The sequence below is a fragment of the Mesorhizobium sp. M0060 genome (assembly GCF_040323155.1).
GTDB lineage: Bacteria > Pseudomonadota > Alphaproteobacteria > Rhizobiales > Rhizobiaceae > Mesorhizobium.
The window spans coordinates 1-21627 of record NZ_JAMYUP010000069.1; the positions used below are offsets into that span (position 1 = coordinate 1).

Annotated in this window: 23 protein-coding genes and 3 pseudogenes; 14 read left to right on the forward strand and 12 right to left on the reverse strand. The window is 57.4% G+C overall.

Going from position 1 to position 21627, the window contains the following annotated elements; genetic code table 11:
• Positions 1-540 precede the first annotated feature (540 nt).
• Positions 541-792, reverse strand: a complete 252-nt coding sequence (locus NKJ94_RS32340; RefSeq protein WP_352531233.1) for a DUF982 domain-containing protein — start codon at positions 790-792, stop codon at positions 541-543.
• Positions 793-1086: 294 nt separating this feature from the next.
• Between NKJ94_RS32340 and NKJ94_RS32345 the strand changes: the two genes are divergently transcribed.
• The 3 genes and pseudogenes from NKJ94_RS32345 to NKJ94_RS32355 all read left to right on the forward strand — a co-directional run bounded on the left by NKJ94_RS32345 (position 1087) and on the right by NKJ94_RS32355 (position 3322).
• Positions 1087-1326: a hypothetical protein gene (locus NKJ94_RS32345; protein WP_352531235.1), complete on the forward strand. Its 240-nt coding sequence runs from the start codon at positions 1087-1089 to the stop codon at positions 1324-1326.
• Positions 1327-1410: 84 nt separating this feature from the next.
• Positions 1411-1773 (forward strand): hypothetical protein, encoded by a 363-nt coding sequence (locus NKJ94_RS32350; RefSeq protein ID WP_352531237.1) that lies wholly within the window; start codon positions 1411-1413, stop codon positions 1771-1773.
• A gap of 195 nt (positions 1774-1968) precedes the next feature.
• Positions 1969-3322: pseudogene (locus tag NKJ94_RS32355) on the forward strand (IS701 family transposase).
• A 39-nt stretch (positions 3323-3361) separates the two neighbouring features.
• Here the strand turns inward: NKJ94_RS32355 and NKJ94_RS32360 are convergent.
• Together NKJ94_RS32360 and NKJ94_RS32365 are read right to left on the reverse strand one after the other, a co-directional pair.
• A pseudogene (locus NKJ94_RS32360) lies at positions 3362-3582 on the reverse strand (transposase); the annotation flags it as partial.
• 33 nt (positions 3583-3615) lie between these two features.
• Positions 3616-3797 (reverse strand): annotated as a pseudogene (locus NKJ94_RS32365) (aminoglycoside adenylyltransferase domain-containing protein); the annotation flags it as partial.
• Positions 3798-4708: 911 nt separating this feature from the next.
• On the opposite strand from NKJ94_RS32365, the gene NKJ94_RS32370 reads away from it, so the two are divergent.
• The 7 genes from NKJ94_RS32370 (at position 4709) to NKJ94_RS32400 (ending at position 10829) form a co-directional block, all read left to right on the forward strand.
• Complete coding sequence (locus tag NKJ94_RS32370; RefSeq protein ID WP_352531239.1) at positions 4709-6640, forward strand: hypothetical protein; 1932 nt, start codon at positions 4709-4711, stop codon at positions 6638-6640.
• 2 nt (positions 6641-6642) lie between these two features.
• Positions 6643-7524 carry a hypothetical protein gene (locus NKJ94_RS32375; protein WP_352531241.1) on the forward strand — a complete coding sequence of 294 codons (882 nt, stop codon included), beginning with the start codon at positions 6643-6645 and terminating at the stop codon, positions 7522-7524.
• Positions 7525-7626: 102 nt separating this feature from the next.
• A complete protein-coding gene (locus NKJ94_RS32380) occupies positions 7627-8022 on the forward strand; it encodes a hypothetical protein (RefSeq protein WP_352531243.1) in 396 nt (131 codons plus the stop codon).
• Positions 8019-8393, forward strand: coding sequence for a helix-turn-helix domain-containing protein (locus tag NKJ94_RS32385; RefSeq protein WP_352531245.1), 375 nt, complete (start codon positions 8019-8021; stop codon positions 8391-8393). Before NKJ94_RS32380 ends, NKJ94_RS32385 begins: the two co-directional genes overlap by 4 nt.
• 75 nt (positions 8394-8468) lie before the next feature.
• Complete coding sequence (locus NKJ94_RS32390; RefSeq protein WP_352531247.1) at positions 8469-9416, forward strand: ImmA/IrrE family metallo-endopeptidase; 948 nt, start codon at positions 8469-8471, stop codon at positions 9414-9416.
• The gene (locus tag NKJ94_RS32395; RefSeq protein WP_352531249.1) at positions 9413-10099 is read left to right on the forward strand and encodes a C1 family peptidase; all 687 of its coding nucleotides are present in this window, start codon (positions 9413-9415) and stop codon (positions 10097-10099) included. The genes NKJ94_RS32390 and NKJ94_RS32395 overlap by 4 nt, the downstream gene beginning before the upstream one ends.
• Positions 10071-10829: a thymidylate synthase family protein gene (locus tag NKJ94_RS32400; RefSeq protein ID WP_352531251.1), complete on the forward strand. Its 759-nt coding sequence runs from the start codon at positions 10071-10073 to the stop codon at positions 10827-10829. The genes NKJ94_RS32395 and NKJ94_RS32400 overlap by 29 nt, the downstream gene beginning before the upstream one ends.
• 21 nt (positions 10830-10850) lie before the next feature.
• Here the strand turns inward: NKJ94_RS32400 and NKJ94_RS32405 are convergent, their stop codons facing one another.
• Positions 10851-11525, reverse strand: a complete 675-nt coding sequence (locus NKJ94_RS32405; protein WP_352531252.1) for a uracil-DNA glycosylase — start codon at positions 11523-11525, stop codon at positions 10851-10853.
• The gene (locus NKJ94_RS32410; protein ID WP_352531254.1) at positions 11522-12676 is read right to left on the reverse strand and encodes a nucleoside triphosphate pyrophosphohydrolase family protein; all 1155 of its coding nucleotides are present in this window, start codon (positions 12674-12676) and stop codon (positions 11522-11524) included. The genes NKJ94_RS32405 and NKJ94_RS32410 overlap by 4 nt, the downstream gene beginning before the upstream one ends.
• Before the next feature lie 273 nt (positions 12677-12949).
• Here NKJ94_RS32410 and NKJ94_RS32415 point away from each other — a divergent pair, with 273 nt between their 5' ends.
• The gene (locus NKJ94_RS32415; RefSeq protein ID WP_352531256.1) at positions 12950-15124 is read left to right on the forward strand and encodes a metallophosphoesterase; all 2175 of its coding nucleotides are present in this window, start codon (positions 12950-12952) and stop codon (positions 15122-15124) included.
• Between the two features lie 27 nt (positions 15125-15151).
• On the opposite strand, the gene NKJ94_RS32420 is transcribed toward NKJ94_RS32415, so the two are convergent.
• Complete coding sequence (locus tag NKJ94_RS32420; RefSeq protein ID WP_352531258.1) at positions 15152-16204, reverse strand: thymidylate synthase; 1053 nt, start codon at positions 16202-16204, stop codon at positions 15152-15154.
• Positions 16205-16295: 91 nt separating this feature from the next.
• Here NKJ94_RS32420 and NKJ94_RS32425 point away from each other — a divergent pair, with 91 nt between their 5' ends.
• Together NKJ94_RS32425 and NKJ94_RS32430 are read left to right on the forward strand one after the other, a co-directional pair.
• Positions 16296-17618, forward strand: coding sequence for a hypothetical protein (locus tag NKJ94_RS32425; RefSeq protein ID WP_352531260.1), 1323 nt, complete (start codon positions 16296-16298; stop codon positions 17616-17618).
• A 216-nt stretch (positions 17619-17834) separates the two neighbouring features.
• Entirely contained in the window at positions 17835-18062 is a 228-nt protein-coding gene (locus NKJ94_RS32430; RefSeq protein WP_352531262.1) for a hypothetical protein, read from the forward strand.
• Here the strand turns inward: NKJ94_RS32430 and NKJ94_RS32435 are convergent.
• From NKJ94_RS32435 to NKJ94_RS32460, 6 genes are all read right to left on the reverse strand, one after another.
• The gene (locus NKJ94_RS32435) at positions 18036-18713 is read right to left on the reverse strand and encodes an SDH family Clp fold serine proteinase (RefSeq protein WP_352531264.1); all 678 of its coding nucleotides are present in this window, start codon (positions 18711-18713) and stop codon (positions 18036-18038) included. The two genes, NKJ94_RS32430 and NKJ94_RS32435, sit on opposite strands and share 27 nt — an antisense overlap.
• Complete coding sequence (locus NKJ94_RS32440; RefSeq protein ID WP_352531266.1) at positions 18646-18933, reverse strand: hypothetical protein; 288 nt, start codon at positions 18931-18933, stop codon at positions 18646-18648. The genes NKJ94_RS32435 and NKJ94_RS32440 overlap by 68 nt, the downstream gene beginning before the upstream one ends.
• Positions 18930-19265 carry a ubiquitination-like system serine protease family protein gene (locus NKJ94_RS32445; protein ID WP_352531268.1) on the reverse strand — a complete coding sequence of 112 codons (336 nt, stop codon included), beginning with the start codon at positions 19263-19265 and terminating at the stop codon, positions 18930-18932. The genes NKJ94_RS32440 and NKJ94_RS32445 overlap by 4 nt, the downstream gene beginning before the upstream one ends.
• Positions 19262-20452 (reverse strand): HesA/MoeB/ThiF family protein, encoded by a 1191-nt coding sequence (locus NKJ94_RS32450; RefSeq protein ID WP_352531270.1) that lies wholly within the window; start codon positions 20450-20452, stop codon positions 19262-19264. The genes NKJ94_RS32445 and NKJ94_RS32450 overlap by 4 nt, the downstream gene beginning before the upstream one ends.
• Positions 20453-20634: 182 nt before the next feature.
• The gene (locus NKJ94_RS32455) at positions 20635-21024 is read right to left on the reverse strand and encodes an E2/UBC family protein (RefSeq protein WP_352531272.1); all 390 of its coding nucleotides are present in this window, start codon (positions 21022-21024) and stop codon (positions 20635-20637) included.
• A gap of 162 nt (positions 21025-21186) precedes the next feature.
• The gene (locus NKJ94_RS32460) at positions 21187-21312 is read right to left on the reverse strand and encodes a hypothetical protein (protein WP_352531274.1); all 126 of its coding nucleotides are present in this window, start codon (positions 21310-21312) and stop codon (positions 21187-21189) included.
• Between the two features lie 42 nt (positions 21313-21354).
• Here NKJ94_RS32460 and NKJ94_RS32465 point away from each other — a divergent pair, with 42 nt between their 5' ends.
• Positions 21355-21600: a DUF6290 family protein gene (locus NKJ94_RS32465; RefSeq protein WP_352531276.1), complete on the forward strand. Its 246-nt coding sequence runs from the start codon at positions 21355-21357 to the stop codon at positions 21598-21600.
• Positions 21601-21627: the final 27 nt, after the last annotated feature.

Sequence of the window (21627 nt, forward strand, 5' to 3'; positions counted from 1 at the left end):
CAATTCCTCCAGATCGAACACTGAACTACTTGACCCGTTGCCTTGTCACGAACCCCTTGCGAAAACACGCGATGAAGACCGAGTGCGCGTGATCCAGCTTCGCCCCTCGCAACGAAATCGGGAGGGCCGACATGCGTTTGCCAGCCAAAGTTTGGTGGGGCAGGTTTCCACGTAACTTTTGATCCATAGGCCGCTTTGCCCGGAGCTGTGCTATCGAACCGGCAGTCGATCGCTGCGGGCATCATGCCCTTCTTAGCCATTGCGTCGGAAACCGCCATGATTGTCGATCAGCCGGCGGATGGAGCCGACGGCGCGCGTCTGGCTTTCTTCGGATAGCGGCCCTTGGGGACGATCTCTACGTCGAACTCGCCACAGAGCGCGTCAACTCGCGGGTGACGTAGAGTGCAGATCCGCGGCTCCAGCCTTCTCGCGCAAGCATTCGGCGTCTCCGCATGATCGAGGCACGATGTTTGCACAAATGTAACGGCCGCTGCAAGAGTGATGCACGATGGACAGTGGTGGGCACGCGTTGACGAGATGTCAAGCGTTCAGGATTTTCGCTTCCTTGGCGGCGCTGAGAAATGCCACGCGCGCTATCTCCGGTGCGCTGCCGCCGCCGAGCACCTTCATGCACGCCATGCGAGCCTGGATGCGGCGCCCGGTTTCTCCAATGGGCCAGCGGTAAAGCAGCATTTCGGCGGCTTCGCGGGTGCTCGAAACACTGACTTTGCCCGAGGACAGCAAAACGGTCACGGGCTCTTCGAACGTGCCGACGTCTCGTTCGCAGGTCATATGCTGGTCTCCTTTCGCAACCTCCCCAAGACCTTACGGGTGAACCCTCCGTTCCGTTGCGTCACGTTTGTCCCGGTGGGCGAACATTCTGTGAGGATGGGAGCTCGTCCAGAGCGCGGGCTTGATCGCTCAGACTGGACTCGCCAACGCGTTGCGGTTCTCAACAGCGAGAACCGTCCTTATCGCACGGGCCACTTGCCGGCGCAGGCATCCGCAGACGGAAGTCAATACTCATTTCTGGGGATGGAAATCTCGCGTGCAGATCGGCGAAGCTGGGCAACAGGAGTGAACGTCATGACCGTTATTGCCCATAGCATTGCCAGCGACCCCCACGGAACATGGCGGGTTGTCTTCTTGCCTGAAGAGCTGCATCTCTACGTGGAGTTCAATCGGCCAGGCGCCGGCACGAATCCCGTCGACTGGATAAGTCTCGACGACTTCCTTGCACGGCGCCTAAAAGATGCTCTCCACCAGCGGGCGCGCGACAGACTGGTCTCGCTTATTTGCAAGGCGCTTGGGGCCTGTCCCGGCTGACGCCCAACCGTTCTATCGACTTGGGAAATAGCCTGTACTTCTATCCAAAGGCGATGGGGGAAAGCGCCATGGGCAGGCGGAAGAATGATCGCGGTTTTGGCCGCGGCTCTGGTGATTGCCGGTTGCCAGAACAGCGGGTACTTGCTGAAAACATACAGCGCTTCTGTCGCGCGCAAGCACGTCGTCCAGACCGCTGGCGGTTCATTCTGGGTCTTCGATCGTCCGGACCTTGGCAAGATCATGACGACACCGTCGCCAGGCACTATTGCCGCTCCGGCGATCATCAGTGGCGCAACAGTCGGGCTCGTGAAGCTCGATCCGGTGGTTGCTGCGCACCAAGCCTTCGCCCTGCAGTACCTCGCTCAAACTGGCCGGACCTGCGAGATAAAAACCAGCGTCGAGATTTGGCGCCCGGAGTTTGAACACACCTACGTTTGCTCAAACTGAGGGTCGGGAGTCGCGAGCGCAAGAGCGAATCGTTGCTGCGTTGCGCATCGCCCTCTAGGCCGCCGGCGTCGAGTTCATCCCGGAGAACGGCGGCGGCGCCGGCGTGAGGCTCCGCAAACCTTAGCTTAGGTTAGCACTACTTTGGCAGATTTTTAGCTCCGGGAGCGTTTCGAGGATTCCCAAGAGCGGTTTTGCGTGATTCATGAGAGGTCGGCTGTTGGAGGGGCCGGCCATGAACAGGGATTGGCAACTCGATCTGGAGCGGTGGCTTGAGCCGTTCGTCTCGGCGTTGAGGCACAAGACGCGTGCGCGGATGTGTCCGGCCTATATTGCTGGGCTGATTGGCCTTGGGGATCGCAAGAGCGTCCAACCGATGGCGGCGCGCGACGCAGCCGTCAACTATGACCAGCTGCACCACTTCATCGCGAGCGGCGTGTGGGATGCTGCGCCGCTGGAGAATGTGCTGCTCGCGGAGGCCGACAGACAAGTTGGCGGGAACGATGCGTGGCTGATCGTGGACGACACCGCGCTCCCCAAGAAGGGGCGCCACTCGGTCGGCGTCGCGCCGCAATATGCCTCGGCGCTTGGCAAGAACGCCAACTGCCAGACGCTGGTGTCGCTGACGCTGGCCTCTGGCGAAGTGCCGGTCATGGTGGGGCTGCGACTGTTTCTGCCCGAGAGCTGGACTTCCGATCCCGCCCGGCTCGACCGTGCCGGTGTGCCCGAGGACCATCGTGCCTACAGGACCAAGCCCGGAATCGCGCTGGCCGAGATCGACCGGGCTCGCGCAGCCGGCTTACGCTTTGGCTGCGTGCTCGCCGATGCCGGATATGGCTTGAGCGCCCCCTTCCGGCAGGCGCTCACCGAGCGCGGCCTTACCTGGGCCGTGGGTATCCCGTTCAAGCAGAAGGTCTATGCCGCCGACGTGGCGATGATCTTCCCCGTTGCCGGACACGGCCGCCCGCGCCGCCGGCATATCCCCGATGTGAAGTCGATGACCGCGCAGGCGATGCTGGAAAAAGCCCAATGGCGGACGGTCAGTTAGCGGCGTGGGACCAAGGGCCGCCTCTCGGCCCGCTTCGCCGCTGTCCGTGTCCGGGTTGCAGATGGCCCACCCCAGCGCATCCGCGACATGGGCGCTCAGCATCTGCCTGGCGAGGAGGTCTGGGTGATCGGCGAGCACCGCTCGACCGGCGAGCGCAAATACTACCTCTCCAACTTGCCCGCCGACACCTCGCTCAAGCAGATCGCAGGCGCCATCAAGGCGCGCTGGGTCTGCGAACAGGCGCATCAGCAGCTCAAGGAGGAACTTGGCCTCGACCACTTCGAGGGGCGCTCATGGACGGGCCTGCACCGGCACGCGCTGATGACGATGATCGCCTACGCCTTCCTGCAATCTCGCCGCCTCAAACAAGCGGGAGGGGGAAAAAAGAATCCTCGGCCCGCCGCCACAACCGAGCCTACCCGCCGTCAGGCAAGCCATCCTCACCGCGCTCGCGCAGCCGCCCCCAATCTTTTGTCCCCACTGCCGCAGAACCCTCTCCGCTAAAAATCTGCCAAAGTAGTGTTAGGCCGTAGACTCATTACTGCGCAGCCACACACCTGCTTTTCGCCATCGGACGAAGCGGTTGCAACAGGTGGTGCGCGGGCAATAGCGCTGAGGCAGGTCGCGCCATGGCGCACCGGAGCGCAGCACCCAGAAGATACCGTTCAGCACGCGGCGATCATCAACACACGGCACACCTCTTGGCTTGTTGGGTAGCAGCGGCTCGATCACCATTCAAGGTCTGTCAGACCATATCGGCTCATGGTGAGCCCTGAATCAGAATCCGGCGCGATGTGGAGTGTCAGTAGGACGTTTCGTTCGTCACCTCTCACCTTATCGAGCAGTGAAGGAAATGCATCGCACATTGCGCGGCGAACGTGCTCCGCAGGGATTTCCGGCAGAAGCTCTTGGTTGCGGTCGGGCCGAGCAAGGGGCGAGCTTCTTGCCGGGCCTGCGCCAACACCAGAGTGAGTTCGGGGCGGAGACAAGCTGTAGAACCTCGCCTGGTTCGAATGCTTCCGACACGAAAACTCATTCCCGACCGCCTGTGCCGATGATCTCCGGGGATACGCCACGACGCCTGCTTGATTTATGCGGGAGTCTCCCGACTACGTTGCTGGATGGGTAGCACGCCACAACTTGATACGGTTTTGATCGAGATGATTGTCCAAGCTGCAGATTTTCCGGCGGCCAGCTTCGATTCCGTAGCAGGCGACTGCGCCGATAAATCTGGAGGCCGAATACTCTTCAATGTTCGCGTTGACAGTTATGTGGATGTTCAGCGAGTTGCGCCCTCGCGAGCAAATCTGACGAGGGAATGACTCCTTTGCTTCTGCTGTTGGATCGTACGGGGACGTCGATCAAGATCCATGAGGTGCGGGTTGAGGACTACCCGTTGGTAGTCTCCATCGCCGATTGGGCCAATCAGCCCCTTCACTCGCAAGCCATTACCAGCGTCAATGTCGAGGTTACCCTGCTCCTGGACTCTGTCGCATCGGAAGCACGGCCGGATTAGCTGAATTGCGGACTCAGCCGATGTTAGCGGGGCCTACGCGTTATGAACGGGCCCGCACTCCTCCTGCTGCTTTGTGCATTCCACACTGCCATTTATTCGACTTTCGAAGCACGAAAAGCGAACGTTTAGTAGGGGCATATGTGGGTTTCGACGTCAATTGCTCTGGCTCAGTTCGGCGATCGGCGCGCCTCGCAGCGGGAGGCGGATCGACTGCCTCCCGCCGAACCGTCCATCCAACTGGTTCCCCAACAAATGCGAATGAATGTCTGGAATGATTTGCGTATCTTATCGAATAGCAAATCACAGGTGGCGACTTTATTGCGGAGCAAATTGTTTCGAGGTAGTTGTAAAATCATATTTGGGAGATACTTCAGGTGGGGAAGCCGCTTTTTGTTGGGATCGCAGTTCACAAACCGCGCTATATGGCGACCCTTCCGGGGGTTTTGGAGGCCAACGACAGAATTTGCGCGTGGGCGGCGCGACGCAATTATGATGTTGTCCAGATAGATGACAGGAAGGCTCCAGTTACCGTCAGCCGTATTCGGGAACTCCTGACGCCGAACCACAAGGACGAACCGGATCCATCACTTCTGTTGGACCGTGACCGTATCGTGGTCTACTTCTGCGGGCATGGTATTTCCGCGTGGCCTGATCAGTACTGGATATTGTCACCTGGCCCAAACCAATCTCGCGATCGGATAAGTGCCAATGCCTTTCGTGATGTATTGGCATCCTATGATCCTTTGCAGGTCGCTTTCATAAGTGATGCTTGTCGGTCACCTGGCACACTTTCGGGAACGGGAGACCCGGTGCTAGATCGACTCGAGGGGAGCTCCCGCAATCCGCAGAAGGATATTTTCTATTCGTGCCGAGAGGGAACAAGCTCCTTTGCAATGCCAGCGACAGGTAGCGAGCCAGCATATCTGATTTTCTCCTCCGTTTTGATGAGGGCGCTGTCGGCCCCAGATGGCGCGAACATCGACCCCCTGCTAACGCAACTGAACCGACAGGCAGTAACCAGCCAAAGCCTGTCCGACTATCTTGAGAGCAACGTCCCTGCAGCTGCGTTGGGAGTTGATCGACAACAGGCGCCGCAGTGTGACCCGGGCTTTCGGCCACTCAATCACATCTACGAAGAGTTCTCATTTCCCGACGCTCCCAATCAAGATTCGGACGTCGATGATGCGACCTTCAGCAACGGCAGCGCCAATCCTTACCTTTTCGAACTCGACCTTGATGACGCTCCCGATTTCAGCGATGGCGCATCCGGGGAAGGGGGGGATGACAGGGAACATTCTGGGCGCTCGGTTTTTGCTGACATTGCCGCCTACCTCCGAAAGCAATACCGGTCGAAGGAAGAGGATCGCATCAAGCGAGGGCAGGCAGAGCGGTTTGAGTTGTCCCGTTCGGAGTGGCGCGCGCCGCTCGTTACGCTCATCGCGGAGGAACTCTATAAGGCGAGTCCAGAAAGATCATCGATTGCGATCGTTGGAAGCCGCCGGCCCAACATCCTGTTCCAGAGGCCGAGACACACTAAGTCCCGACGTCTGTTGTCTACGGACGCCCTCGGTTCTCGGGTTGATTTTTTCACCGTTGGAAATATCGGTCGTCGATTTAGCAATACGGCTTGCCTGCGGTATGGCAACCGTTCGCTCAGTTTCGTTCCGATCTTTGCGGATATGCACGCAGTAGCATCCGTTGAGAATTTTGAGCACGAGCAGGGGATTGAATTTCTTAGCTGGGTGTCTGTTTACGGCGACCCTCGCGAAGATCGCCTACTTCATTCGGCCGAGGCACTTAAGGGTTTGTCTCAAGGGTACCTGAGATCCGCCGACGCCAAAAAGATCGCCGGCCTAATTCGCTACGCGAAGCACCTTGACCCGATGATGGGTATCGTGGCTGCGTATCTCTATAATGCGGTCGGCGACATCGATAACATCCGGCGCATGGCCTATTATTACACGACACACGGCCAGCCGATTCCGTTCGATATCGCCATGCTCGCGGGACTTGAACTTATCCCGTCTGACAATGGCTTCTCGGTAGAGGTTCCCGCGGTACCAAGAGCTCTTGAACAAGATCAAGGTGCGCCGAACTTCACGCAAGTCGCGACTCGTGACGCATCGGGGAACGTTGCTGGTCTAGCGCCTGTTCTGCGGATGGGATGGCCCTACCTCCGCGAGAGCCGCCATCCATTTCACAAGAGTTGCTGGAAATTCATCGACCATTTGGCGCCGTCGCCGGTGACTACGTTCACCGGACGCTTCCCCGTCAAATACATCGCCGCTGCCTTCAGAGGAGATTGATCGTGAGATTAGTTTTTGTTCATGGGATCAATAATGAATCGTACAAGGTCGATGACATCAAAGAGAGATGGCTATCGGCACTCGAAAAAGGCTGGCAGGACCAGCAGCTCGTTCCGACCGGAACGTTCACCGTCGACACTGCTTATTACGCAGACATCCTCGCGCAGGCCAGCGATGGAAAGAACGCGGCCGTGGAAATGGGTGACGGCGACGTAAGCTCGGGTTTGGCAATCGAATTTCTGAGAGCATATGCCGACGAAGCCGACGTTAGCGAAGAAGAGCTTCGGGCCGCTGCGATTGCCGAAGGCATTCCGCTGGAGGCAGTGGCCCAAGGCGTGCCCCACGAGGGATGGGTCATTGCCTTCGCTAGGGTCCTGGAGAGGCTCCTACCGACAAAAGGGAAATATGTCGCAAGGCTATTCTTGAGACAGGCCGCGATCTATATCGGTGATCCGGTATTGGCCGCTAAAATTGAAAGGATCGTTACAAAGCAGGTCTTCACCGGAAAGCAGGATCCGAGCATCGTCATTGGTCACTCTCTGGGTTCCGTCGTCAGCTACCGGATGCTTGCGGGGCAGGCACTTGCGGGGCGCTCGCTTCCCCTTTTTGTGACGGTGGGATCGCCTTTGAGCGTGGACATGTTCCGGCCGATCCTTCCGAAGCGGGGCCGGCTCCCGTCTCCACCCGTTGCGAGATGGGTTAATGGTCGGAACAAGGAAGATTTCGTGACGATGGGTAAGGCGATTACAAAGAAATCGATCGGCTTCGAGGGCGTCGAAGACGTGACCGATATTATTGACAATGAAGACGATCGTCACGATATCTCCGCTTATCTTCGCAGCCCCAAGATAAGTAGGGCGATTTTTGACGCAGTTGAAGCGTAAGCCACGTCAGACGGGCGGGCATCATCCGCTTCCATCATGATCGTCATCTTGGCGGTGAATTGAGAATTATGGCATCATGACAGTCTTGTAAAAAACTCTTGCATGTCGGAATTTCCGACATTATATTCACAAAATGTCCTGGTTAACGACGGGGGCGTCATCGTGCCGACTACGACCGCTACGCTTGGCAGTGTTACATTCCCTGCATCGTCAATCGAGGCGACGCTGCGCGCTGATTTGGCCGATGCGATCAAGAATGAGGCGGCGATGAAGGGGATTGTCCTCCCATCGACTATCGCTGCGATCTCGAGCATGCCCGTGCCGGTAGACTCCCTGGTTGTGGTCTCAATCTTGTGCAATGTCGAACCAACGCTCGGGTTCCTGCTGCCCGACAAGGTCGTAAAATCGGGCGGATATTCATCGGTCGACGAGGCCATCCAGCATCTGCTACCGAAAATCGAAGATAGGTGGAAAAAACACAAAGGTATCAAGGTATGAAGAGTTCCGCGATCGCTAAGGACGATGATGATGATGTCGAGCGAAGACGTTTGGGTGAACGCCTTCGTGAATCTCGGAAATATCTTGGGTTGAAGCAAGAAGAGGTTGCTCAGTATCTTAAAATCCCAAGAACCGCTTTCACAGATATAGAAAATGGTCAACGCAAGGTGGAGGCCATCGAACTTAGTCGTTTGGCGAAATTATACCGCCAGCCTGTTGGCTATTTCACGGGCGAGGATAAAAGTACGTCGGAGCTGCCCGTTGATGTCGCCCATTTGGCAAGGCGCGCTGCGGACCTGTCGACTCAGGATCGAGCGGAACTTGGAAAATTTGCCGAATATCTGCGTTCGCGATCCCGAGCGAGTAGGTGACGTTGAATGGTCGCGCAAAACTACGCAGGGGCAGTGAGGGCAGGCGCAATGGCGGCTGCGCGGGTGCACCGAGATATGACCCTGAAGGAGACGATTGAAGCACGCGGCGGAAATATCGACGTGTTCAAGGCGATTCATCAACTTGATGTGCCGCTCTTGCTTCGCCCGCTTAAGGGACTGCTTGGTGCATTTCTAAATGAGCCCTCGCCAGGCATCCTTGTCACGACCGAACGTCCCATGAGTATCCAACGGTTCACCGCTGCTCACGAACTCGGTCATTATGTTATGAAACATGCGCCGAGTTTAGATGACGAGAGCATGCTGCGCCGGATGCCGATCAATGCGCAACCGGCGTCCGACCTTCAAGAAGTCGAAGCGGATGCATTTGCGACAGCCTTTATGTTGCCGGTTTGGCTGTTAGGCTGGCACATGATGCGGCAGGGATGGACGGTCGAGAATTTTCGGCGACCAAGTACGGTTTACCAATTGGCGCTACGTTTGGGGGCCAGCTACGAGGCTACCTGCTGGACCCTCGTTCGCAATAACCTCGTTGACCGAAAATTGGCGCGCGAGCTGCTGCTGACAAAGCCCCGGCAACTGAAAGCCGCCCTTTTGGAACCTTATGAACCCGAGAACTATCGAGGCGATGTCTGGCTGCTGACGGAGCGAGACGCGGACACGCGTATTGATGGCAGTCGCAATGATCATTTCGTTTTGCGGCTGAAGGAGCATAGCGGCGGCGGCTATCTCTGGGACATGGATCAGCTAAATGCGAGCGGATTCGCAATCGTCCGTGAAGAACTGGAGGTGGTTGATGGCGGTGGGGTCGGCGGGCCCGTCGTTCGCCGGGTGACCGCACAACCGGCTTCCTCTTATCGAGGAACGATGGCGCTAGACGAGCGTCGACCTTGGGACCCCGATGACGCACCTCTGACCTCTCTCGAAGTGGAGTTCGATCTTACGGGCCCCGAAGAGGAAGGGCTCTCACGGGCAGAGCGTCGCGATTTGCTTGAGGCGGCATGAGCGATATCGTCGTTATTGAAGATCTTCGCCTGCAGTTCGGGCCGGCGCGAAACCAAGGTGCACGGCCGACATGTCTCGCCTTTGCCGCCAGCGATACCCACGCAGCGGCACGCGGGGAATGGTCCCCGCTTTCCTGCGAATATCTGTTCTTTCAGGCTCAACGCCGATCCAGCCGGTTGCCCACGCAGGGGGCTCTGCCGGCTGCAATCCTTGGCGCTCTGAAAAAGGCGGGACAGCCCGAGGAGGATGGGTGGCCATACTTGCCCAAGTCGCCGGAGGACGAAAATACATGGCACCCCCCTGGCAATGCTATCCCGCTTTACGGCCGCAACGGCCGCGGGATAGCGGCTTCGATCGCTGATGTGATCGGCTTGATCGATAAAGGCACACCACTAGTGCTGCTCATGAGCCTCTCCCGTTCGTTTTTCCGTCCCACGGGCGAAGGCGTCGTCACGCCGGCGATAGGGGAGCAGCCGGAGCCAGAACGCCGACATGCTGTCATCGCAGTTGCCCACGGCTTCGTCGACAACAAGCGCTCTGTGCTCGTGCGCAACAGCTGGGGGCAGCGCTGGGGAGTGTCTGGTTATGCCTGGCTTACCGAAGACTTCCTAGCACCGCGTCTGTGGGGCGCACTCGAATTACTGGAGGACGTAGATGTATCTGGCAGTTCCGCCGCAGCCTGATTGCGGTACCGCGTGGCGCGAGGCCGTTCGTTTGGTCGATGCGAATCCAGGCCATGAAGCGCACAATGTAATCATTGATGTCGTTAGCCCCATAGCTGGGGCCGATCGCGCCAATCCGAAAATCGCTGTCGTCAATAGCTTCCTTGAAAAGCACGAGAAGGCCGTTGAGGCCGTCGCAAATACGATCTTCCCGCAAAGCCTCTATTATAGCTTCGGCGCTCCGGAATTTTTTAAAGTCTTCGATGAAAAAGTGCTTTCGAAAGTACGGAAGAACGACCGATGGTCGGGCTACTACTTTGAGCGGATGACCCACCTCCCTGGGGGAAGTGACAATTTGCCAAATCCGCTCTGGGACATTGTCAGACGAATTAGTGATCCTGACGTCACCGCTTTAAACAAGTTCGAGCTGGCCATTTTTGATCCCCTCCGCGACATCGACGACTCACCCTATGGCGGTCAGTGCCTGAGCTTTTTAAGCTTCAAGCTTGCGCAAAGCGCCAATCGGAAGAAATTGAACCTCACGGTGATGTACCGCAACCACTATTATATCGAAAAGCTGCTCGGAAACCTGATCGGGTTAGGTAGGTTGATGGATTTCGTTGCGCGGGAAGGTCAGGTTGAACTCGGAAGCCTGACGGTTATCTCAACGCATGCTGTTATAGACCAGCCAGGCAAAGCGACCAAGCGAGCTGACATCGAGAAGTTGCTTGCCGATTTCGACTCGGCGTAAGTCCGCGATGCTATGTTAACTCTAAAAAGGCAATTCTAAAGTGGTGCCCTGTCGGCTGGTGGCCGTTAGGCCGTAGATCTTGCGAAGACCGGAGATGAAATCGGCCTGACCTCCGTAGCTCGGATGCCGCACAGTGGATACTGGCACGCTGATCCCGTCCAAAGCGAGACCGGCGTCCCGGCCGATCGCGACGATCCTGCGAGGCTTTATCATTGAAATAAGAGCCGTCAAAAACGGCCACGCAATGTCGCGCTCCTTGCGAGTATGGCACCGGTTTGAGAAGGGATCTCCGGCGTCGTACGGGTGCAAAGGAAAGACGTTCCAAAGGACGGCAGGTTCGTCTATCGCCGACAACATATTCCATACGACGGCCGCGGTTCGCTCTGCGACAACCGGACCGGTGGTCGCTTTTTCGAGCCTGTGCCCTCCAATTAAGCGAGAAGCATCATCGAGATGCACTTCGTCCGTCAAAGGGAGCCCGGTACGGCGCCCACCGCGATAGCCGAGGTCCCGTGCGATCCAGATTGTATCGACATGAGCTTCCAACGCCGCCGCGAGACAACGTTCGAAATTGTCGCGACGGATCTGAGCTGCATCGGCTCGATCATGCGTGGTGCAACATTCACGATAGGGATTGAAGACGTTCTGAAGCTCGAGTTCGGCCAGCGCGGCGGTGAAAGAGCGAGGTGTGATCACGGTAGCTCCTCGATCGTGAGGCGTCTCTGCGTAGAATCAATATGTAGCAACCCTCGGCGGTGTTCCCGGAGAAACCGGAAGGCTGCATACCCTTGGAGGATCGCATCTTCCCAAAGCCACAATGGCACTGCTTCTACCTCATAGCCGCTGACAAACTGCCGAACGTGTTTGAGGAGGTCGAATGGCAGATCTCCTGCGCCCATACCAGAGAAAAGATTTAGATTCACAGCCTGACCGAAAATCCAGGTCGTGACCCCTTCTTCAATCAGGATAGCGCGGGCCCCATCCTGTGCCTCGTCGATCTTGGCTGTACTCTTCCGCTTGAGCCTTAAAAGGGCGCGTATGACGGGAGACCAGCCGAGGGCAGCGACATAGGCGTAGTGAAAAACATCGTGAAAGCGGTAGTCATCGGGCGTCATCGCGTTGTCGGTGAGGCGGTCACCTATATTTAAGCCGTTGCAGCGCTGGAAAACATAGCGTTGCGACCCGACTTCACGTTCGAAGATCTCGACGCGCAGGTCGCGAGGGAGTTGCTCTTCCGGAATGGCCACATAATCGAGGAGATCCGGATGAATCCGTTCCGCCGGCCAACGGTCGTCAATCTTCGCTAAGTTCTTGATCGCGGCTGCTTCAAGCGTGGTGCCGGATTCACTCGCGGCTTGGACAAGATATCCCATAACAGTTTTCAGGCGCGCGATTAGTGTCGAATGGTCGTCCGAAAGGCGCCCCGCTTCATGATCCGCCAACAGGCTGCCAACGGCCCCAGCCAATTGCAGCAATGTTCGCTCAAATGCTGGCGTCGGCTGCGTCCGTCGCGGCATGATCTCCGGCTGAATCGATGAGAATGACAACGTGCCCTTTTCAGCGGTTCTCTCGCCGCCGACGATCTCCGACAAAGGGATACTAGCCCGTTCGGCGACGACGGTGAGATACCATAACACGTCGCCGAGCTCCTCAGCGACCGCGCTCGCGTATCCAATATAGGAGGTTCGGTCACGTTGTTTCTTCTTGACTTCGCTGAGCAGGCTGCCGGTTTCTCCGAACAACCCCAGCAGCGGAAAAGCCATCGACCCGGAATCGCTTCGCTGATCGGTCCTTATCGCCCTGACGGTATATTCATCTACTGACAGCGGGGTAAAGGCTTCGGTCATGTTCTGCGCGTCCTGCGTCTGTCAGCGATAGACCCGGCCGGAACTGTGAAACCATAGGCATCCAGGGCACGAAGGACCACCATTCGCAAGGGCTCGCGAGTCTCAGCGGAGCGAATATCAAGCTGCCGCTTGGTCGAAGCGGGGATCAACACCTGGAGATATTCTTCCTGCTGCTCATCAGAAGCAACTGCTGGATGTTTCATGAGATCATGATACTATGATTTCAATAAAAAATGCAATCATGAGATATTGGAACCCAGTGGGAGGACATTTGTGTCAGAGCGGGCCGTGTTTCTTCATTTGACCGACGTGCATTTAATGGCTTCGGGAAATCCCCTGCCCCGTGACGATCACAAAGTGAACATCCCCGGCATTACGCAAGACACCCGCGAGGGCGTGCTCGAGCTGATGTTGAGCCGACTTGCGGAACGGTTGCGCAAGGAATCGCTGCAACTTGATGGCGTTCTCTTTTCGGGCGACGCTCAGGACAAAGGCGAACCAGGCGGGCACAAGATTCTGTTCGAGATGCTAGTAAAGCACTTGGCTGATGTGGGGATTACGCCGGCAAACATCGTTGCCGTTCCCGGTAATCACGACGTGGTGAAAGATTCTGAGCCGGGCTCGCCGGAGCGTTACGGGCAATTTTTGGAGGGCTGGCGTGCCGAGGGATGTGTGACCCCGTGGCTGGACGGGATCGACCAAGCGGCTGCCGACGGCGGACCTCATGTGCTCGTGGCGAAAGATCTCGCTTGGGCCGTCTTCCCGATCAACACTAGTAACTGGTCTCAGGTTAACTCAATTCTTCCCAAACCCCTTTCGGGTGTCTGGGACAGCATTCCATCACTGCTCGCGCCTGAAAATCCCGAGATGGAAAAAACCTTGCGGAAGCAACTCAACGGGCTTGCGAGATATGACATGGCGAGGGTGTCGTCCCGGCAACTGGAAGTTCTCCGCGAACAGATTGAAGGCGCTTCCAGACCCGCGGCCGGCCAACAGCTTCGCATCGGGCTCCTTCATCATCACATTCGCGCGCCCTCGTTGAGGGAAGAGCTGAAGCCTTTCGCCGACTTTTCGAATCTGGAACAACTTCGCGCGTTCGTACGCGACCGCCGAATTTCAGTTCTGATCCACGGCCACAAGCATGAGCACGCGGTGCAGTTCGAACATCTCTACATGCAAGACTCCGACGAACATTGGAAAACGTTGGTTATCTCGGGTTCGACGTTCGAAGTCGGGCGGGAAACGGACGCAGCGCGTCTAATTTCAATTTCCGGGATGCCATTCAACCCATCTATCTCGATCGAACCAATTTCCCTTGTTCGTGGTGGCGTCGATACGAAGCCCACCGTATTGGCCTCCACGCGGATTTGGAACAACAAATCGGTTCCCGGCGCTCCAATCATCATCCAGGGAACCGACATTGACGAGGTCTACAACCGGGCATGCGAGGCAGCCGCTTCGGAGGCGAAGGAGGGTACCCTAGTTGTCCATCTTGACCTTCCAGTCTCCTTGCCCGGCTCTCTTCCATTGCCGAAGGAATACCCAATTGCAGAGCCCTTAAATGAAAAAGAACGGCAACAATGGCTGAAGGAACTTGTTGGGTGGTGGCAGTTGGATCGGTCGGGTCTCGACCACCGGATGCCATATGTGCATGGCGGGCGGCTTCGTCGGTTCGGAGGCAAGATCGATCAGATAGCCCGTATCAAAAGCCTCCTTCGTGAGAAAGCGAGCACGCGTGCACTGGCTGTTCTGATAGACCCTTTCCGCGACTTCACCATAGATGGAAAAGAAGAGGAGTTCGCCTCTTTCTGTCTCGTTGAGTTCAAGCGCCGTGATCTCGCTAGCGGGCAAAGGGAACTGGACGCGATTGCGTTCTACCGAGCCCAAGAATTCGCCCGGTGGTGGCCTATCAACGTTGCCGAGCTTCGCTTTCTACAATGGGAGATCTGCGGTGACCTGGGCTTTAGACCGGGCCGCATCACCACCATTTCCGCCGATGCTCGAACCAGGTCCCGCACACCGACCCAAGTGGCGATGCCGATTATCGATCGATGGCTGGATCAAGCCCCGGAACGACTTCACCTGCTTGCAATATCGCTGGGACAGAAAACGATCGAAGGGGCGTCGCAGGCAGAAGCACTCTCCGGCTGGAAAAGGACGTTGGATGACCTTCAAGCAGCAGCCGAAGCCTACAATCCAGACGGCGTGCCGACCGCAATCGAGGGTCTTCAACTTCTAGCCACGTACCTCCGCGTCGGAAACGACGGAGATGCGCAAATCGATGAGGCCGTGGCGTTGATTGAAGACTTGGCCAACAGAAACCGGGCATTCGAGCGCGGTGCGAAGGAAAGGACCGACTTCGACACTTGGGCACCTACCGTTACACGGCTAGTTCAAAGACTCCGGGATTTTACGACATCTCGCCTTGAGCCGCCGACTCAGGGGTAGAAGCTGCAGATAGTTCAATCTGTCTTATCAATGTCTCTCGCAGGCACGGAAAAACGAGTCGATGTTGGAATGTCCAATTTTTCGTAGAAGGGCCGGTCGGCGTCTGCCGAAGTGTTGGTAGGCTGCCGCCGCTATGTCGCTTTCCTCTAGCATGCTCATCTCTGCGGCAAGCTCTTTGTCGGTGAGTCTCGGCTCTAGCCATTTCAGTCGAAGAACCTTGAGGGATTCCAGCAGGAACTCGTCATCGATCCTATCGAGATCAGAGATTTGGTTTTCCGGATACGCTCGAACATGCTCCTCGGCTGCAAACCATTGCTGGAGCACCCTATCGAGGTCGGCCCACGTGACCGAAAGAGGCACGCTTCGAATGCCGAAATCATAAGGCGAGATGCCATGAAATTTCGAAACGATGGCTGGCGCAATGTTGAAGTGCCGTTCGTAGAGATGGAACGATGCCGCGAAAAACGTAGCCGTTCCAACCTGAGTATTTGTCCAACCCGCAAGGAGCTCATGCATTACGCTCCATTCGAAAGCGTTCGCCCCCGAGAAACCCCACATCGCATCATTGCTGCGGATCGCGATGCTCATATTCAGCCGACCACCACGAATGAACCATCCGATCCAATTGTTGCAGGGAATATCGAGGCTCGCTGCATAATCGAGCTCCGGATCGAAGATGCTCATTACCGCCCGCCGGGTCGAAGGATCGCTGATCAAAAGTTTTCGGACCTCATCGAGTTGATCAGATCGACCGCGCCAGTTGCGAAGTCGCGGACCATATCCGGCACGCCACGTCTTTCCATCATCAGAAAAATCCGGAGCGCGCGGCAGATAGTGAGAGAGCCAGGCGATATCGTTTCGTCCTGCGATGAGCCAGATCGACTCGGCGATCTGGGCAAAGCAGTCGTTGAGGCGGCCGGGGAGAAACAGAAACCGTTCCAACGGCCGTTCAAGGACGGTGACCTGGTTGCAGATTTCGCGGGTTAGCTGCCCTCTTACGGCGATCTCATCGCCCTTTTCCATGATTTCGGCAAAGCAACCAGGTGCCGCAAAGCTGATATTTCGGTAGACGGGCGACATGGACCGCAAGACTCGCGCTGAATTTTTGTTGCCATAATCTGGATATTTGCACTGAATTCTACAACCTTAATTAAATGGTGGTTTTGAGCCCATGCTGTTTACGGTGCCGATTTCACTCGACGAACTGGCCAAGTACATTCAACCGTTCATGGCGTTAGCCGGCGAAAAGCGTTGGATGAAACGCCTCGACCAGCTGGCGACCGACAAAGACGCATCTTATTTTCGGTGGAAAATTGTCTCCGACTATCATTGGCTGGAACTGGCCGTTGGATTTCAAGCTGAAGTCCTTGCGAAGGAAGGAAAGCTTCGTCCGGATTTGATCGACGAGCTCATTACGGCATCTCTCAATTTTGCAGCGGTAACGGTGGAAATCCATTCCCACCTATCGCCCAAGGGACGACAAGTGCTTGAAGGGCGTTTGCGCGACGCGTTGAAGGCGGAAAACGGTTTTGCCCCCGTCTATTTGGAGTTCGATCTTGCCCAACGCTTGATGGATCACGGGTACGAGGTTGAATTCGCGGATCTCGAAGGACGAGCTCAATTCGACCTCCTATTTCGTCGAGGCTCGTTTGCTGGCGAAGTTGAATGCAAGAGCCTGTCCGCAGATGCAGGTCGGCAGGTTCACCGTAAGGATTTCTACCGTTTTATGGAGTCGATTAGTCCTGCATTGACGCAGCACGCGGAGCTGAAACAGCGGGAGGTCTTGATCGTGACACTTGAGTCCCGCCTACCATCGAACCAGGCAGAGCAGCGCGAGCTCAGGAGGGCCTGTGAAACAGCTTTAATTCCGGGAGCGGCAACGACAATCGAAGGCCGAGGATTTCAATTGCTTCGAAGACCCCTCGGTGGTCTTCTATACAGCGCCATAGACCAGATGGCCTTGTATCGAAAATTCAAAAGCGAACTCGGTGAAAACATTCATATCTCTGGCGCATTAGGGGAAGATTTTGGCTGCCTCGTGGTAATGCGAAGCAGTCGTGAAGACGACACTTCGAAACCGTTGCTCGAGGCGATGCGGAAGGCGGCAACCCAGTTTACGGAGACGCGGCCATCGTTCATCGCTGTCCAAGAGCATGGCATTGAGGTCGCTGATCTGATGCTGCCCCACCTCCGTCAACGCATGGCGATCTTGTCGTACGCTCTCTTCAGCCACTATGGAGCTTCGCACGTAAACGCGACCTATGTCTCCGGATTTGGAGCTAACGTCTTACGCGATGGGATTTTCGGTACTCCGGCCTTTAGTATTCCAAATCCGCAACCGAAGTTTTCGATTGAGGGGGGCGATGTGGAGCCGTTCCTTGGAGGCGAACTTACAGATAAGCAGTATGCGGACCTAATAGGCGTGCCGCTTCCGGCTTCTAACATTTCTTTTCTACCCCTTGAGGCGGTACCACCTTCCGAGGAGGCTGGTTGAGCTTGCATCCAGAAGAAGCATTGTGCACATCCCACACCCGAAACCTCGGATCCCGTCATCTCGCGAAGCCCAAGCTTCCCGACATCCCGGCGCGCCGCCTGCGGCGCGCCTGGCCGCTGCTTAAGACCTGCGCCGGATCGACCATGGCCTGCATGACCGGTCGCGTACGAATAATCTGACCGGGCGAGCCACTGTGCCGGACTATCGCGCCGTGCCGTGACCCGTCGCGATAGCGCGCGCCTGGTCATCGACGGCATGACGATTGTCAACGACTTTGGTCTCGCGACCATCATGCCCGCGAGGATCGAAGTGCTGATCGACGTGCGCTTAAAGCCAATCAAGCTCGGCAGCCAGGGCTACAATCGTGTGCCGCACGCTCACAGACTCTGGCAAGCGTTTCACGTGGGCTTTGCGACCCTAAAGCAGCAGCGACACATAATTTGATTCGAAAATCCGTTGCTCGCTCTCGATGGCCAGACGCAAATGGCAGTAAAGCGCCCAATATCTGCGCCAGACCACGTCGGTTGCCGGCATGTATTCGATCGTCAAGCCGATCTCTGTCGCAGCTTCCCAGCCGATCATCTGAGCGTGCGACTGATATTTGGCGACGTCCATCAATTCGGTGGTGATTTTCGAGAAATTCTTGCCCCGGCGTTTGAGCAAATTCTCGGCGAAGGACCGCGCCCGATCCCTGACCGACTGGAACTTGCGCACGATCGTGGGGTCGAATTTTTCGAAGGTGATCCGATCCGTAAGATCGCCAGGTGCTTCGCGAAGCGCCTTTTTTGCCGCGTCATAGGCGTTCAGATAGGTCAAAACGGAATAGACTACGTCGGAGCCGTTGCCGTCCTTGGATGAGACCTGAGGGTCGATCGGGCCGAGTTCCGACGAGTCGCTCATGACGATCGTGTTGGCGCCGAGCGCCATCAATGTTCCGGCGCTCTTGGCAAAATCCGGCACGATGACCCTTAGTTGCCCTTCCTCGCCGGCCGCGCTCCTGACCAGCGTGATTAGCTTTTCGGCTGCATCAATGTCGCCGCCGGGCGTATGCAGCAGGAGATCGATGGGATCGCCCGGATTGATGTTGTGAAGCATGTCGACGAAGCCAAGCCGTATCGATGCGGTCGACGGCCGCCTTGTTGCCCGCGACGTAGCAGATCAATTTGGGCTGATCCCTTTCGATGTCGCGGATGAGCGTTTGCCGTTGATAGCGCGCCGCATTCATCGCCGTGTACATGGGTGTCTTTTCGATCGCACGCGGCGGCTGCGGCGTAATTGGTTGCGGCTCTTCGGCTGCTTCTCCGCTATCATTCATCGGTCGCTATCCTTAGCCCAGGCAATCCTGCCGTTACGAATGAAGTAATGACACCGTCGTTGACTTCCTTTGAAATCTACACTTGGAGAAATGGTTAGTCGAACGACTTGGTTCAACGTCCAGTATGGCCGCCGACTTGGATCGGCGTTGAGCATGATCCGATGTCCAGTTCGACAAGGGCAATCGAAGACGATCCACTTCGTTCGATTGACGTCGCCAATGAGCGCGACACCGTTGCGCGGCAACCTGTCCGGCACCTCGTCGGCCGACTCGGCCGCACCGACCACGCGCAAGCGCCAGATCGGAAGCCATTGCCACCAGGAAATCTTCATGCCGTGCCCCACAACTGGCCTAGGAACGGCTCCTCATCGCCCGCCCCCCACACCACATGGCAATAGTGGCCCTGGCGCGGTAGGGACTCGTTGGTCGAGATCTCGCGTTCGTGAAGCCTCAGCAGCGTCTCGGTCGGCCGCTCAGACGGGCCGTAGCCGATCAGGCGATCGAGCAGTTCGTTGACTGCGGCGGCGGCGACGGCCGTCGTGAAGGCAACGACCGCCGGTTCGACCTGGCCTAAGGCCGGCGCGTAGCCCTCGTCTGCCAATCGCTGTCGCTCCTCGGGCGTGCGCATCTCGGCGGCCGCACGTACCATATCGATCCGACCGCGGCAGACGAGGCAGGCCGCGCCAGCCGTTAGCGTCGTTATCCGGCCGTCAATGCCGGTCAACACCCCTGCACGATCGCTGCTGAGCAAAACGCCCACGTCAATCACCGGGGTCAACAGGAAGGTCGACAGTCGCGACAAGACGAGCCGGCCTGCGTTGTCGTCGGTACAGCCGAAGACGAGATCGCTTGCCCGAAGAGCCTGGGCAACATGCTTGACCGTCACCATGCCCTGGATCGTTGAACAGCAAAGTTCGGGAGCGATCCGCGTCAGATGCGCCGCCAGCACATCTACCTTCGGCTGGCCGACTTCCCGCGGTGTCGAGCCATACACGCGAGTGACGTTGCTCGCCGACAGGGTATCGTTGTCGATCAGCAGGAGATGTCTCACGCCGAGCCGAACAAGCTGTTCAGCGACGGCCGACCCCGTGCCGCCGGCCCCGACAATTGCAACCCGAATATCGCCGAGCACACTTTGAATATCGGGGCCAAAAGCGCGCACATTGCGATCGAAGATCGCGTCTGGCCTCGCGACTCGGCTCGCGAAATTCGGCAGAAGGCGCCAGCGATCGCCGACCATCCACACGCGATGAATCGGAACCGTCTCGCCATCTTCAGGCGTGACCTCGCCGCTGAAGACAAAGTTCTCGCCACGCGGTGACGCTATCAGCTTCGCGTATAAGCCAGAGCCGCTGCGCAGTTGAAAGAGATCGCAGATTTCCCGGTCGACCTGTCGGTCGTGGGGGCTCGGCAGCGGAACGCCCTCCTGGCCGGGATGGGTGTGAAACCAGATCGGGACCGCACCGTCTTTTTCGGCAGCGCCGAGCGCGCCGACATAGCCTTCGGAGCGGATCAGCATGTGGTGCGAACTCTGCTCGCAATAGGCCGCCTGCGGCACCCAGTGCAGCGATCGCCCAAGAAGACGAACCTCGGCGCCAGTGTCGATACGCCGCGCAAGAAGGACCGCTGCGCATTCAAGCGGATTGCGCGAGGCTGTCGCGATCTCGTCGGCGAGCGAGCTCGGGAGGACCAAGGTGGTGATCATGCGGCGCGCGCCCTCCCGGCAACGTCAAGTTCCTTCTTGACGAGCGTCAGGTAGCTTTCGAGCGAGTCGATGCCGGACCGCCACTGTCCAGCCTGAAAGTGGCGCGACCAACGCTGCCATGTACGGCCGAGATAGGCCTCCTGCGAATGGGTCGCCTCGATCACCTGCCCATCCGTACGGCGCACCGCAGGCTCAAACCACCACATGTCTGGTGCAACATCCGGGTACCCGGGCGACAGCCGCAGCAGGAGATCAGCTGAGACGGCCGTGAATCCGGACGGCAGCGGAAAGGATGGGATAATGATAGCGATCATGCCGCCATCGAGCGAAACGCTATGGCCCGGTGCCCGCGCCTGCAGATAGTCCTGGTCGATCGCTGGCAGCATCGTCGCCTTCCCTCACCCACGGCCAGGATTGATCTGCGCCGGCGCCGTGAAAAAGCGCAGACCATTGCGCATCTCGACCTTCGCGTCAGCCTCGATCTTTACGTCGGATCCGCCCGGCACGACCTCGAAGAGATCGCGATCCGGCCCAATGTCGGGCTCCGGCTACTGCCGCAACTGCGCTCCCGTCAGAACCGCCTCGGAGACCTTGTAGTTCATTCGATCTATCTTGATCTCGAACATCTTGGGACAATCGGGACGCCCGTGCTCTTCATTCTGCATTTCGCTCATCGTCACCTCCATGAATTGATACCGTGATACCATGATACCGTGATGGTTGACAATAGGCTTGTTTTGGTGCAAAAAAGCGCCATGAAACAAGCTAAAGCGATGACTGTTCGCCTATCCGAAGAGCAGGCTCAGGCCCTGGAGATGGTCGCCAGCGTTGAAAATCGGCCCGTGTCCGATATTATTCGGGCAGCGATAACCACTCATATTGAGACCCGCAGACGTGACCCAAGCTTTCAGGCCGGGCTCAAGGACCGCATTTCACAGGCGCGTAAGCTGCTCGACCGCTAGTGGTCAGTGTTGCCTTCGATGACAGGG

Excerpts from the sequence above, each read along its gene's own strand:
- NKJ94_RS32350 (WP_352531237.1), top strand. The coding sequence starts at position 1,411 with ATGATCGCGGTTTTGGCCGCGGCTCTGGTGATTGCCGGTTGCCAGAAC.
- NKJ94_RS32385 (WP_352531245.1), top strand. The coding sequence starts at position 8,019 with ATGAAGAGTTCCGCGATCGCTAAGGACGATGATGATGATGTCGAGCGA.
- NKJ94_RS32395 (WP_352531249.1), top strand. The coding sequence starts at position 9,413 with ATGAGCGATATCGTCGTTATTGAAGATCTTCGCCTGCAGTTCGGGCCG.
- NKJ94_RS32455 (WP_352531272.1), bottom strand. The coding sequence starts at position 21,024 with ATGCTGCCAGCGATCGACCAGGACTATCTGCAGGCGCGGGCACCGGGC.
- NKJ94_RS32410 (WP_352531254.1), bottom strand. The coding sequence starts at position 12,676 with ATGACCGAAGCCTTTACCCCGCTGTCAGTAGATGAATATACCGTCAGG.
- NKJ94_RS32345 (WP_352531235.1), top strand. The coding sequence starts at position 1,087 with ATGACCGTTATTGCCCATAGCATTGCCAGCGACCCCCACGGAACATGG.
- NKJ94_RS32425 (WP_352531260.1), top strand. The coding sequence starts at position 16,296 with ATGCTGTTTACGGTGCCGATTTCACTCGACGAACTGGCCAAGTACATT.
- NKJ94_RS32440 (WP_352531266.1), bottom strand. The coding sequence starts at position 18,933 with ATGAATGATAGCGGAGAAGCAGCCGAAGAGCCGCAACCAATTACGCCG.
- NKJ94_RS32340 (WP_352531233.1), bottom strand. The coding sequence starts at position 792 with ATGACCTGCGAACGAGACGTCGGCACGTTCGAAGAGCCCGTGACCGTT.
- NKJ94_RS32435 (WP_352531264.1), bottom strand. The coding sequence starts at position 18,713 with ATGCTTCACAACATCAATCCGGGCGATCCCATCGATCTCCTGCTGCAT.
- NKJ94_RS32380 (WP_352531243.1), top strand. The coding sequence starts at position 7,627 with ATGTCGGAATTTCCGACATTATATTCACAAAATGTCCTGGTTAACGAC.
- NKJ94_RS32445 (WP_352531268.1), bottom strand. The coding sequence starts at position 19,265 with ATGAAGATTTCCTGGTGGCAATGGCTTCCGATCTGGCGCTTGCGCGTG.
- NKJ94_RS32460 (WP_352531274.1), bottom strand. The coding sequence starts at position 21,312 with ATGAGCGAAATGCAGAATGAAGAGCACGGGCGTCCCGATTGTCCCAAG.
- NKJ94_RS32465 (WP_352531276.1), top strand. The coding sequence starts at position 21,355 with ATGGTTGACAATAGGCTTGTTTTGGTGCAAAAAAGCGCCATGAAACAA.
- NKJ94_RS32450 (WP_352531270.1), bottom strand. The coding sequence starts at position 20,452 with ATGCTGATCCGCTCCGAAGGCTATGTCGGCGCGCTCGGCGCTGCCGAA.
- NKJ94_RS32390 (WP_352531247.1), top strand. The coding sequence starts at position 8,469 with ATGACCCTGAAGGAGACGATTGAAGCACGCGGCGGAAATATCGACGTG.
- NKJ94_RS32420 (WP_352531258.1), bottom strand. The coding sequence starts at position 16,204 with ATGTCGCCCGTCTACCGAAATATCAGCTTTGCGGCACCTGGTTGCTTT.
- NKJ94_RS32400 (WP_352531251.1), top strand. The coding sequence starts at position 10,071 with ATGTATCTGGCAGTTCCGCCGCAGCCTGATTGCGGTACCGCGTGGCGC.